At 68.2% G+C, this 12,308-nt stretch carries 9 protein-coding genes; 6 read left to right on the top strand and 3 right to left on the bottom strand.

What is annotated here, in order from left to right; genetic code table 11:
• A partial coding sequence (locus tag AAF184_21695; GenBank protein MEO0424964.1) for a circularly permuted type 2 ATP-grasp protein occupies positions 1 to 705 on the bottom strand: 705 nt, incomplete at its 3' end.
• 76 nt (positions 706 to 781) lie between these two features.
• Positions 782 to 4,174, bottom strand: a complete 3,393-nt coding sequence (locus AAF184_21690) for a transglutaminase family protein (protein ID MEO0424963.1) — start codon at positions 4,172 to 4,174, stop codon at positions 782 to 784.
• A gap of 170 nt (positions 4,175 to 4,344) precedes the next feature.
• On the opposite strand from AAF184_21690, the gene AAF184_21685 reads away from it, so the two are divergent.
• From AAF184_21685 to AAF184_21660, 6 genes are read left to right on the top strand one after another with little or no spacing between them, the layout of a single operon-like run.
• Positions 4,345 to 5,838 (top strand): circularly permuted type 2 ATP-grasp protein, encoded by a 1,494-nt coding sequence (locus AAF184_21685; GenBank protein MEO0424962.1) that lies wholly within the window; start codon positions 4,345 to 4,347, stop codon positions 5,836 to 5,838.
• Positions 5,839 to 5,851: 13 nt separating this feature from the next.
• Positions 5,852 to 6,847 (top strand): alpha-E domain-containing protein, encoded by a 996-nt coding sequence (locus tag AAF184_21680; protein MEO0424961.1) that lies wholly within the window; start codon positions 5,852 to 5,854, stop codon positions 6,845 to 6,847.
• 50 nt (positions 6,848 to 6,897) lie between these two features.
• Complete coding sequence (locus tag AAF184_21675) at positions 6,898 to 7,626, top strand: proteasome-type protease (GenBank protein ID MEO0424960.1); 729 nt, start codon at positions 6,898 to 6,900, stop codon at positions 7,624 to 7,626.
• Positions 7,610 to 8,329, top strand: a complete 720-nt coding sequence (rsmG, locus tag AAF184_21670; protein MEO0424959.1) for a 16S rRNA (guanine(527)-N(7))-methyltransferase RsmG — start codon at positions 7,610 to 7,612, stop codon at positions 8,327 to 8,329. Before AAF184_21675 ends, rsmG begins: the two co-directional genes overlap by 17 nt.
• A gap of 41 nt (positions 8,330 to 8,370) precedes the next feature.
• The gene (locus tag AAF184_21665; protein ID MEO0424958.1) at positions 8,371 to 9,213 is read left to right on the top strand and encodes a ParA family protein; all 843 of its coding nucleotides are present in this window, start codon (positions 8,371 to 8,373) and stop codon (positions 9,211 to 9,213) included.
• The gene (locus tag AAF184_21660) at positions 9,210 to 10,154 is read left to right on the top strand and encodes a ParB/RepB/Spo0J family partition protein (GenBank protein ID MEO0424957.1); all 945 of its coding nucleotides are present in this window, start codon (positions 9,210 to 9,212) and stop codon (positions 10,152 to 10,154) included. Before AAF184_21665 ends, AAF184_21660 begins: the two co-directional genes overlap by 4 nt.
• A gap of 13 nt (positions 10,155 to 10,167) precedes the next feature.
• Here AAF184_21660 and AAF184_21655 read toward each other — a convergent pair whose 3' ends face one another.
• Positions 10,168 to 12,231, bottom strand: a complete 2,064-nt coding sequence (locus tag AAF184_21655; protein ID MEO0424956.1) for a S46 family peptidase — start codon at positions 12,229 to 12,231, stop codon at positions 10,168 to 10,170.
• Between the last annotated feature and the right edge of the window lie 77 nt (positions 12,232 to 12,308).

Genomic DNA, 12,308 nt, shown 5'->3' with positions numbered 1-12,308 from the left:
GTTGTAGATGCCCGGGGTGAGCACGGCGACGGTGGGGTCTTCCACGTCGGGCACGAGCGAGGCCAGGGTATCGAACAGGCGCGTGGGGTAGTCGTCCACGGGCCGGATGAGGTAGTCCTCGAACAGCTCCGGGAAGGTGCGCTTCATGATCTCGCGGTTCTCGATCATGTAGGCGACGCCGGAGGGCACGCGCAGGTTGTCCTCGAGCACGTAGAGCTTGCCGTCATCGTGGCGCACGAGATCCGTACCGCACACGTGGGCCCACACGCCCTCGGGCGGGTGCATCCCCATGCACTGCTCGCGGAAGTCCTTCGAGTTGGCGATGACCTCGCGGTCGACGGTGCCATCGTTGAGGATGTGTTGGTCGTTGTAGAGGTCGTTGATGAAGTGGTTCAGCGCGTCGACCCGCTGCTTGAGCCCCGTCTCGACCCGTTCCCACTCACTCTTGTTGATCGTGCGTGGAATGATGTCGAAGGGCCATTCGCGATCGATGCCGCCCGGGCTCTCCGCCGAGTACACGGTGAAGGTGATGCCCATGTTGCGGATGGCAACGATGGCGGCGTCCTTACGCGCTTGCAGCTCATCGTCGTCGAGGGCGGCGAGCATGCGGCACAGGGGGCCTGCGACGCGACGCGGTCCACCGCGTGGGCCGACCAGCTCGTCGAAAAAACCGTCGGCTTGGTACTGCTTCCAGTCGATCGCCAAGTGAACTCCTTACGCCGGGCGATGAGCGCTTCGAACGCTATGGTTGCATAGGGTCCGCGCCGCGGACCAGCACTGCTTAGGACTGCAAACGCAGGTCCAGGGTGGCCGGAAACTCATCGGCTCGCTTAGGTTCGCGCACCTGCATCGCCGCGGGGGCGTGGCCGAAGGGTTCGAAACGGGCCAGGCGTCGTCCTTCAGCCTCGCGGGCGTTCACCGGCTGCGTGTCGTAGTTGCGCCCGCCCGGATGGCTCGCGTGGTAGGTGCAGCCGCCGATCGATCTGCCCTCGGCCAGATCCACCACGTCGAACACCAGCGGCGCATGGGGTGGGATGTGGGGATGCAGGCAGGCGGCGGGCCACCAGGCGCGGAAGCGCACGCCGGCGATCGACTCACCGGGCGTCTCCGTCGGCGTCAGCGGCAGGCGGTATCCATTGCAGGTCACGGCCAGGCGATCGCCGGTTGCCCCGAGCACCCGCACCTGCAGTCGCTCGACGGAACTGTCGACGAAACGGGTGGTGCCGCCGACGGCGCCTTCTTCGCCGAGCACATGCCAGGGTTCCAGGGCTGCCCGCAGTTCCACGGTCACCCCGCCGTAGGTCACGCTGCCGTAGCACGGGAATCGCGACTCGAGGAGGGCCGCGAACCAGTCCTGCTCCAGGGGCAGCTGCAGGCGGTGGTTGATGAAATCGATCACCTCACCCAGGTCTTGCCACAGGTGGTAGGGCAGCAGGTAGCGGTCGTGCAGATCTGTGGCGAGGCGCCTGAGGGGTTCGCGGAAGGGCGACCGCCACAGGGCGGCGATCAGCGCCCGCACCAGCAGCTGCTGGGCCAGCGCCAGGCGCGGGTGCGGCGCCATCTCGAAGGCACGCAGCTCCACCAACCCGAGGCGACCGGTGGGCCCATCGGGGGAGAAGAGCTTGTCGATGCAGATCTCGGCGCGGTGCGTATTGCCCGTCACGTCCGTGAGCAGGTGGCGGAACAGGCGATCCACGCGCCAGGGCGGACAGTCCTGTCCGCTCGCCAGGTGCGGTTCGGGAACGCCGTTGAGGGCGAGTTCCAGTTCGTAGAGGCTGTCCTGGCGCGCCTCGTCGACGCGCGGCGCCTGACTCGAGGGCCCGACGAACAGGCCGGTGAAGAAGTACGCAAGGCTCGGGTGGTGCTGGAAGAAGCGCACCATGGAGGCGAGCAGATCGGGTCGTCGCAGGAAGGGGCTGTCCGCGGGGCTCGCCGCGCCCATGACCAGGTGTGCGCCGCCGCCGGAGCCGATGGCGCGGCCGTCGAGGCTGTAGCGGACGGGGTCGAGGCCGCAGTCGCGGGCGCAGGTGTAGGCGCTTTCGGTTACCTCGCGCAGGGCTGGCCAGGACGCGGCGGGTTGCACGTTGAGTTCGACCACGCCGGGGTCCGGCGTGACCTTCAGCACCTGCAGGCGCGGGTCGGGGGGCGGCGGGTAGCCTTCGAGGCGTACGGGCAGGCCCAACGCCGCGGCGACGTCTTCGACGGCGGCGATCAAGTCGACGTAGGCGTCGGCGCTGCTCACCGGAGGCAGGAAGATGTGCAACACACCCTCGCGGGGCTCCACCGTGAGCGCCGTGCGTACTGCCGTGCCGGGCCCGCCGGGGATGACCGCGCCCGCGCTCTGTGTGCCGACGTCTGCAAAGGCGGTCTCCGGTGCTTGCGGTGCCGTCGGCTCGGCGCTCCGGCGTTGAAAGCGGGGCGGCGGCAAGGCCTCGCGCGGCGCGAAGGGATCGAGGGGGTGCACGTGGGGGTATTGGTCTTCGGCGATCCAGGCCAGCGAGCGCAAGGGCAGGCGGAACCCGGCCGGACTGTCCCCGGGCAGCAGAAACAGGTGTCCCCGACGGGTCTGCCAGCGCTCGCTGCGCCAGCGGTTGCGCGATCGTTGGCGCCGTCGCACCCGCGGTGCAGCTTGCGCCTGGGCCTCCTGCAGGGGCAGGACGAAGGCGGCGGGTTCGCCGAGGCCACGCTCGAACACCCGCGCCAGGCGTGCCCGCTCCATGGGATCCTCCAGGCGGTTGTTCTCGGGTGCCACGTTCTCCGGCAGGCGCTGCTCGGCCAGGAGGAACTCGCCCGGGTCCTCGTAGATCGGCTGCCCGCACTCGGTCTCGATCTCCAGCGCTTGGCAGAGCGAGCGCATGAAGCTGCCGGCCTCGGCGGGGCCTGCCTGGCCCTGCTCGCCGGCGATCAGCGACGGCGTGGTCCACAAGGGCTCGCCGTCCGTGCGCCAATAGAGGGCGTACCCCCAGCGCGGCAGGGGTTCGCCGGGATACCACTTGCCCTGGCCGTGTTGCAGCAGGCCGTTGGGCGCGAAGCGCTTGCCCATGGCCCGGATCAGGGTGTCCGCGTACTGGCGCTTGGTGGGGCCGACGGCCGCGGTGTTCCACTCGTCGGCGTCGCGATCGCTATCGGCCACGAAGGTGGGCTCGCCGCCCATGGTCAGGCGCACGTCGTCCTGGCGCAGGATCTCGTCCACCCGGTGCCCGACATCGTCCAAGCGGGCCCACGCGCGGTCGTCGATGGGCGCGGTGATCCGTGGGCGTTCGGCGAGACGGGTGATGGTCATCTCCACGTCGAACTCGACTTCGCAGGGCTCGAGGCTGCCGGCAATGGGGGCGGCGGACTGCGGCGAGGGCGTGGCGGCGAGGGGGATGTGCCCTTCGCCGGCGGCGAGACCTGAGGTGGGATCGAGGCCGACCCACCCGGCCCCCGGCACGTAGCACTCGGCCCAGGCGTGCAGATCGGTGAAGTCCTCCGCCGGCCCGGGGGCGCCGTCGAGGTCGGGTTCGTCCCAGGTGAGCTGGATCAGGTAGCCGGACACGAAGCGCGCGGCGAGGCCGAGCTCGCGCAGCAGGGCCACGAGCAACCAGCCCGAGTCGCGGCAGGATCCGGTGGCGAGTTGCAGGGTTTGCTCGGGCGTCTGCACGCCGGGCTCCTCGCGAATCGTGTAGCCGATGCGCTCGCGCAGCTCGCGGTTCAGGTCGACGAGGAAGTCGACCGTGCTGCGTCGATCCTCCTCGGCGGCCTCCCGGGAGGCTTCGTAGGCGGCACGCGCGTCCCGCACGAGGCTCGCGAAGCGCTTTCCGGGTTCGTCGACACGCTCCAGGTAGGGGGCAAGTTCCTTGCGCAGGGCGGCGGGGTACTCGAAGGGCACGTGGAACGCGTACTCCTCGACGAAGAAGTCGAAGGGATTGAGCGCCTGCAAGTCGGCGATCACCTCCACCGCCACCTCCAGGTGATCCACGGGCTCGGGAAATACCAGGCGGGCGAGGTAGTTACCAAAGGGGTCCTGGTGCCAGTTCAGAAAATGGTCCCCGGGCGAGACCTTCATCGAGTAGCTCTCGATGGTGGTACGCGCATGGGGGGCCGGGCGCAGGCGCACCACCTGCGGATGCACGGTGATGCGGCGGTCGTAGTGGTAACGGGTGCGATGGCTGAGGGCGACGCGGATGGTCATGGGAGTCTCGTGTACGATGATCGCGCCACGGCGATGAGGTCCGGGGCGGCGGGCGAGTTTGCGCTTAAAGTGCCGCGTTTGCCTCCCCCCGTCGACCCTTCGCGGCAGGCTTTGCCCTATGCACCAGGCGGGTGCGCCGCCCTGCCCGAGTACCGACTGAGAATCCCGCCTTGTTCGACGAGATGTTCACCCAAGCGCCCGATCGAGTGCGCCCGCCCTACGCCGCCGTGAAGCGTTGGCTGGACATGGTGGACGGCCCGAGCCTGTGCGCCCGCCAACGCGAAGCGGAGTCGGTGTTTCGCCGGGCGGGGATCAGTTTCGCGGTCCACGGCCCGGGGGCAGCGGAGGATCACGAGCAGCCTGTGCCCTTCGACGTCCTGCCGCGGGTGTTCTCAGCCGAGGAATGGCGCTCCCTCGAGCGGGGGCTCACCCAGCGTGCACGGGCAATCAATGCGTTCCTCGCCGACGCCTACGGTGCCCAGGAGATCGTCCGCGCCGGCGCACTCCCCGCGGAGGTGATCAACGGGTGCCGCGCCTGGCGCTCGCAGCTGCGCGGCATCGACGCGCCCGGCGGCGTGCATGCCCACGTGGTGGCGATCGATATCGCTCGCTTGGATGAGTCGCGCTTCGTGGTGGTCGAGGACAACTGCCGCATCCCTTCCGGGGTGTCCTACATGCTCGAAGATCGTGAGACGATGTCTCAGTTGTTTCCCGATCTGGTGCACAGCGCCGGCTTACGCCGCATCGACGATTATCCCCAGCGCCTACGTGATCTCTTAGGATCTTGTCGACCGAGCCACGTCACGGACCGCGACCCCACGATCGTCGTGCTCACCCCCGGTGCCGGTAACAGCGCCTACTACGAGCACTTCTACCTCGCCGATCAGATGGGTGTGGAGCTGGTGGAGGGCGCTGATCTGCACGTGGAGGACGGCCGTGTGTGGGTGCGCACGACGGCGGGCCCGCAAGTGGTGGACGTGATCTACCGTCGCATCGACGATGCCTACCTCGATCCCCTGGCCGGCGAGCGCGATTCATTGATCGGCGTGCCGGAGCTGATGCAGGCCTATCGCGACGGACAGGTGAGCATCGTCAACGCACCGGGGTGCGGCCTGGCGGATGACAAGTCCGTCTTTCCCTTCGTCTCCCAGATGATTCGCTTCTATCTGGGCGAAACGCCGCTGCTGGAGAGCGCGAACACGTGGCGCTGCGCCGAGCCCGAGTCCCTCGCCTACGTCCTCGAGCATCTGCGGGAGCTCGTGATCAAGCCCGTCGATGGCGCCGGCGCGGAAGGGGTGGTCATCGGTCCCCACGCCGATGAATCGCTGCTCCAGGCCGTGGCCGCGCGGTTGCGCGACGACCCCGCCGGATACATCGCCCAGGAGACCTTATCGCTATCGCGCTGCCCCCGCCTGCTGGCGCCGACCCGAGGCGATGCCGACGAGGCAGACGCTGAGATTACCTTCGCCCTCGACGATGCGCCGGACGAGCAGCCGCGCGTCGAATCCCGACACGTGGATTTCCGCGGCTACGTACTCTGCTCGCCATCGGGCATCCAAGTGCTGCCTGGCGGGCTGACGCGGGTGGCTCAGGACGAGCGATCGTTGATCGTCAACACGCGCTATGGCGGCGGCGTGAAGGACACCTGGGTGTTGACGGAATGACGGCCGAACCCTCATGTTAGGTCGCGCCGCCGATGCGCTCTACTGGGTGGGCCGCTACGTCGAGCGGGCCGACAACCTTGCGCGCCTCATCGACGTTGGGCGGCGCACGGCCGTGGTGCCGGGCCCGAAGGCGAGCGACTGGGAGGACATCATCCGCTCCTCCGGCTGCGCCGACCCATTCTTCGCGCGCTACGACCACGCGGACCGTGATTCGGTGGTCCAGTTCCTCCTCTACGCCGATGACAGCGACTGCAGCATCCGCAGCTGCCTGCGCCTCGCGCGCAGCAACGCACGCGTGGTGCGTACCTCCCTGACCGCCGAGATGTGGGAGGTGATCGACGGCGCGTGGCGCACGGTGCAGCGCTGGGATCGCCAGCGCCGGCGCAGCGAGGAGTTGCGTGCCACCTTGAGTTGGATCAAGCGGCGCTGCGCGCTCTTCCGCGGGGTGACCGAATCGACCGTGCTGCGCCACGAGGGCTACGATTTCCTCAACCTGGGCACTTACCTCGAGCGAGCCGACTGCACGGCGCGCATCCTCGACGTGCGTCATACGGCCCTGGCGGCCGAGGGATGGGACCGGGAGGATGCCCATTCGCCCCCGCCGGAGGTGGAGGCGGGCGCTCGCCACCACTGGATCACGATCCTGCGCGCGTCGAGCTCAGTGCGCGCCTACCACTGGGCCTACCGCAGCGACTACCGCCCGGACAACATCGTCGATCTACTGGTGCTCAACGCCTATTGCTCCCGCTCGCTGGGCCACTGCCTGGAGGCGGCTAGCGAACGGCTGGAGCGCCTCGCGCGCATCTACGCCCGCCGCCTCGATTGCCACACCTTGAGCCGTGGCCTCCTGGATGAGCTTCGCGGCGATGGCCTGGCTGGCGAGCTGGCAGAAGACCTCCACGGCTTCCTCACGGACTTCATCGCGCGCAACAACGCCCTGTCCAATCAGATCGCCCTCGACTACCATTTCTCGCCCCCGCCTCGGCGGGAAGCCGCCGCGACCGGCTGAGGGGGCTTGCGGCGATCTGCGCCCGACGGCGAGCGAGGAGTCTTCGACCCATGACCTATTGCGTAGCGCTACGGTTGAATGCGGGCCTGGTGATGCTGTCCGACACCCGCACCAACGCGGGCGTGGACGACATCGCCAAATTCCGCAAGATGTTCGCCTGGAACGTACCGGGAGATCGCGCCTTCGTCCTGATGACGGCGGGCAACCTCGCGATCACCCAGTCGGTGATCTCCCTGCTGCAGGAGCGCATCGACAACGACGACGGCAACGGTCACCTCTACAACGCCCGCAGCATCTACCGCATGGCCGAGCTGATCGGCGATGCCATGCGCGAGGTGCAGGAGCGTTTTGGCCCGGGCCTGCGCGCCATGAACGAGTCCACCCTCGCCTCCATCGTGCTGGCCGGTCAGGTGCAGGGTGGGGACCCCCGCCTGTTTATGATCTACGCCGCGGGCAATTTCATCGAGGCGACGGAGGACACGCCGTTCTTCCAGATCGGCTCGCACAAGTACGGCAAGCCGATCCTCGATCGGGTGATCGAACCCGAGACCACCTTGAATGATGGCATCACGGCAGCACTGCTGAGCATGGACTCCACCTTGCGCTCAGACCTCACCGTCGGCATGCCGCTCGATCTCGCCGTGCTGCCTAATGGTGCCTTTGAGTTCTCTATCCACCGCCGCATCGAGAGCGACGATCCGAGCTTCCGCGCGCTGAGCGACGCCTGGTCCATGGCCATCCGCGACGCCTTCGTGAAGATGCGTGAGATTCCGAAGTAGCCCCGTGGACGAGGCGGCAGGGACGCAGAAGATCGGCGAGGTCGCACGCCGCGACCTGAGCACTTCCTTAGGCGAGGGTATCGCCGCGCTCGGCCTGTCGATCTCAGAGCAGAGGCAGGCGCAGCTCCTCGATTACCTGGCCTTGCTGCACCGCTGGAACCGCGCCTACAACCTCACCGCCGTGCGCGACCCGCGGGAGATGGTCAGCCGCCACCTCCTCGACAGCCTGGCGATCGCCCCGCACCTCATAGGAGAGCGACTGCTGGATGTCGGCACCGGTGCCGGCATGCCGGGCATGGTGCTGGCGCTGGCGTTTCCCGAGACGCTCCACGCCACCTTGCTGGACCCAGCTGCCAAGCGCATCCGCTTCCTGCAGGAGGTGCAGCTGCGCTTGCAGCCAGCGAACGTCGCCCTGGTGCGGGCGCGGGTGGAGGACGCCGAGCTGGCGGTGGGCAGCTTCCACACGGTCACCTGCAGGGCCTTCAGCAGCCTCGCGCAGTTCGTCGCGAGCTCCGCCCACCTGGTGGCGAGGGACGGTTGTCTCCTGGCGATGAAGGGGGAGCGGGCCGCTGAGGAAATCGCCGCCCTGGCCACCCCGTGGCGCGAGCGAGCGGAGGTGATTGAGCTCGATGTGCCCACCCTGGCCGCCCAGCGCTACCTGGTACGCCTCGCCGCGCCCGCGGCGGCCCCCCTGAGGCGGTGACGGGCGCCACGGCACGGCGAAGCATGCGACACTGATATGTCATGAGCAGAATCGTCGCCATCGCTAACCAGAAGGGCGGGGTCGGAAAGACCACCACCTCGGTCAACCTCGCCGCGAGCCTCGCGGATGCGGGTGCGCGCGTGTTGTTGATCGATCTGGACGCCCAGGGCAACGCGACCATGGGCTGCGGCATCGACAAGCACGATCTCGAATACTCGGTCACCGACGTGCTCACCCGCGAGGCCACCGCAGCGCAGGCCACCCAGCGCGTGGAGGAGTTCGGCTTCGACGTGATGCCGTCGAACGATGACCTCACCCTGGCCGACGTTTCCCTGCTGCGCGAGGGTGGCGGCGAGGACACGCTGGCCAAGGCCCTGGCGCAGGTGAGCGAGGGCTACGACTTCATCCTGATCGACTGCCCGCCGGCGCTCAGCATGCTCACGGTGAACGCCCTGTCCGCGGCCACCGGCGTGATCATCCCGATGCAGTGCGAGTACTATGCGCTCGAAGGGCTCACGGCCCTCATAAATTCCATCGAGCGCATCCGCCAGGCGTTCAACCCGCAGCTGCGGATCCAAGGCATCCTTCGCACCATGTTCGACCCGCGTAACAACCTGGCCAACGATGTGTCGGGCCAGCTGGCTCTGCACTTCGGCGATCGCCTCTACAGCACCGCGATCCCGCGCAATGTGCGCCTCGCGGAGGCACCGAGCTTCGGCCGTCCCGTGCTGTTCCACGATCCCCAGTCGCGCGGCTCCCTGGCCTACCGGGCGTTGGCGGACGAGGTGCTGCAACAGGTTGGACTGCAAGCCACGCCGTCGGCAGCCGCGGCGACCCCGGCACCCGCCGCGCCGCAGGTGGAGTCCGAGGGAAGCCAGCCATGAGCGCGAAGCGACGCGGCCTCGGCCGTGGCCTGGACGCCCTGCTGGGCGATGCCGCCACGCGTAAGACACCGCTGGCGAGCGAGGGGGGCGACGTGCCAGCGACCGCGACGACCCCGCCGGCCGCCGAGGCGGAGCCGGGCGAGCGCGTCGAGCAACTCGGCGTAGAGCGCTTGCAGCGCGGCGAGTACCAGCCGCGCTCGGACATGCGCAAGGAGTCTTTGGAGGAGCTGGCCGCGTCGATCGGCAAGCAGGGCATTATGCAGCCCATCGTCGCGCGCCCGGTGGGTGGCAAGGGCGCCAAGGCCAAGTACGAGATCATCGCCGGCGAGCGTCGCTGGCGCGCCGCCCAGCTGGCGGGCCTGTCCAAGGTGCCGGTGATCATCCGCGAGGTGCCGGACGAAACCGCTCTGGCCATGGCGCTGATCGAGAACATTCAGCGCGAAAACCTCAACCCGCTGGAGGAAGCTCGCGCCCTGATCCGCCTGGTGGACGAGTTCGGGCTCACCCATGCGGAAGCTGCCGAGGCCGTTAGCCGCTCCCGCGCCGCGGTCTCCAACCTCCTGCGCCTACTGGATCTGGATGACGCGGTGAAGGAGCGCCTGGAACGGCGTGAGCTGGAGATGGGCCATGCCCGTGCCCTGCTGCCCTTGGCCGGACGCGAGCAGGCCCGGGTGGCCGCGCAGGTGGTGGAGGGCCGCCTCTCCGTGCGTCAAACGGAGCAGCTGGTGCGCCAGGTGCAGAAGGCCGCGGCCGCCGCGGAGGCGGGGGCGAAGGCGGACGAGCACGAGGGAGATCGCGACATCGCCCGCCTGGAGGAACGCTTGAGCGAGCAGCTCGGCGCGGCGGTCAAGATCCGCCACTCCGCGAAGGGTAAAGGCTCGGTCAGCATCGCCTACAACAGTCTCGACGAGCTCGAGGGCATCCTCGACCACATCAAGTAGGGCCCCTCGCGCCCTACGGCACGACCGTAAGCTCCTGCAACAGATTCTCGGCGCCGTACACCTTCTCCAGGGCTTCGAGCATGATCGCCGTGTCCACACCCACCGTGCGGTTGGTGGTCTCGTCGAACCAGAAGTCCCCTGCGATCGAGTGGATGTTGCCGTCGAAGGCGAGGCCGACCAGGCGGCCGTCGGCCGCGATGATGGGGCTGCCCGAGTTGCCGCCGGTGATATCCGTGGTGGCGACGAAGTTGAAGCGCGTATCGTCCGCCAACCGCTCACGAGCGCCTTCCCAGGAGGCGGGCAGCTTGAAGGGGCGCTCGCCCGTGGCGCGCTCGAAGAGCCGTGCCGTGCGGGTGAAGGGGCCGACGGCCTCGCCGCGTTCCTGCCAGCTCTGCACGGCGCCGTAGGTGGCGCGCAGGGTGAAGGTGGCGTCCGGGTAGGTGTTCGTGCCGTACACGGCAAAGCGGGCATCGGCCAGCATCTCCGTGCCGCGCACCTGCGGCGCTTCCACCTCGGCCTCGTAGCGATGACGGAGCGCCCGCGCTTTCGGTTCCACGCGCCGGGCTAGCACGATCATTGGGTCGTCGCTCGCTTCGATCGCCTCGCGGCCGCCTTCCCACAGGGCCTTGCGCACCACAGGGTCGCCGAGGGCGGTGCTCTCGACGAGGGAGCTTGCCAGAGACTCGGGAGAGGTCGTGCCAAGGATTAGCTTCACGTACTCGCTGTCAGGGCCGAGGTTCTCCCGTAGTTTGGCTAACGAGAATCGAAGGCGAAGCTTCTCGTAGTCGGTGTTGATCGGGCGAGCTGCCAGCAGGCGCTGCTCGCGCTGGGGCAGGGCGGCCTCCGTGTATTCGCGGTAGCGCTCGGTGTTTGGCTTCTCACGTTCGATGGCGGCCCGCACCAGGGTGCGAGCGTAGGCGTAGAGGTCACCCTGCAGGCCCACCGCGTACTCGATGTAGAGATGCTCGTCGTGGATGTTGCGGTAGGCGGTGATGGCATCTTCGATCAGCGTCCAGGCCTCACCGTAAGCTTCGCGCAACTTCGGATCGTCGTTCACGGCCTTGCGCAGGGCCTGCTCGGCCTCGACCTTGCGCGCCATGTTGTCACTGTCGAGGAGGGCGCGCAGGGCGTTGCGCCGCACCTTGAGGCCGTTCTCGATGCCGAGGATGCGCTGCTGTACCGTGCGCGCGGCTTCGTCGCTGGTGAGGGCCCACTCGAGCATGCGTCCGCGCAGCTCCGAGTAGCGTTCGATGAAGGCGGGGTACTCCACCTCGCGCAGCATCGCCAGCTCCGCCACCGTGAGCGAGCGCGAGGTGCTGCCGGGGTGGCCCGTGATGATCACCGGATCACCGCCTTGCGGGCCGGCGGCCCTCCAAGCGAGATGGTTAGGTGTCTTGGCTGGGTTGCCCTGCGCGTCGTAGACCCGCAGGAAGGACATGTCCAGGCACCACCGGGGAAAGTTGAAGTTGTCCGGGTCTCCGCCGAAGGCCGCGATGTCGAGCTCGGGAGCGAAGGCCAGGCGAACGTCGTCGTAGCGTTGGTAGCTGTAGATGAAGTACTGGCCGCCGTTGTAGAGGGTCACGGCCTCGCAGCGCAGGTTGCTGGCGTCGTCGCTGCATGCGCTCTCGAGTGCGGTCAGCTTCGCCTTACGCGCATCGTTGGCCTCGGCATCCGGCAGGTCGGCAGCGGCGGCGCGCACCTGCTCGGTCACGTCCTCATAGTCCACCAGCACGGACACCTGCTGACCGGGGCAGCGCAGCTCCTCGTCGCGGGTGGCGGCGAGGAAGCCCTCGTCGGAGAGGTTGCGATCGGCACTGGAGAGATTGCGCACACAGCCCCAAACGCAGTGGTTGTTGGTGAGGACCAGGCCGTCGCCGGAGGCGAAGGAGCCGGTGCAGCCGTTCTCCAGACGGGCGGTGGCAAGGCGTGCGTCGCGCAGCCAGGCGTCGTCGATCTGCACCCCGTAGCGCTCGGCCACGGCCTCGCTGGGGAAGTTATCCAAGGTCCACATGCCCTCGTCGGCGACGCTCAGGGCGGGTAACAAGAGGACCAGAAACGCAGCGCGAAACGCAGACATACGAGGCTCCAATGCGGGTGAAGACGGGCAAGGATAGTGTGTGACCGGGCGAGGTGCATCGCTCGCGCCGTTCGATG

It is taken from the genome of Pseudomonadota bacterium, assembly GCA_039815145.1.
GTDB lineage: Bacteria > Pseudomonadota > Gammaproteobacteria > Steroidobacterales > JBCBZW01 > JBCBZW01.
This window is presented reverse-complemented; position numbering and strand designations above follow the sequence as displayed.

Bases quoted from the DNA above. Each gene is read 5' to 3' on its own strand.
- AAF184_21690 (MEO0424963.1), bottom strand. From the start codon at position 4,174: ATGACCATCCGCGTCGCCCTCAGCCATCGCACCCGTTACCACTACGAC.
- AAF184_21665 (MEO0424958.1), top strand. From the start codon at position 8,371: ATGAGCAGAATCGTCGCCATCGCTAACCAGAAGGGCGGGGTCGGAAAG.
- AAF184_21660 (MEO0424957.1), top strand. From the start codon at position 9,210: ATGAGCGCGAAGCGACGCGGCCTCGGCCGTGGCCTGGACGCCCTGCTG.
- AAF184_21655 (MEO0424956.1), bottom strand. From the start codon at position 12,231: ATGTCTGCGTTTCGCGCTGCGTTTCTGGTCCTCTTGTTACCCGCCCTG.
- AAF184_21675 (MEO0424960.1), top strand. From the start codon at position 6,898: ATGACCTATTGCGTAGCGCTACGGTTGAATGCGGGCCTGGTGATGCTG.
- AAF184_21680 (MEO0424961.1), top strand. From the start codon at position 5,852: ATGTTAGGTCGCGCCGCCGATGCGCTCTACTGGGTGGGCCGCTACGTC.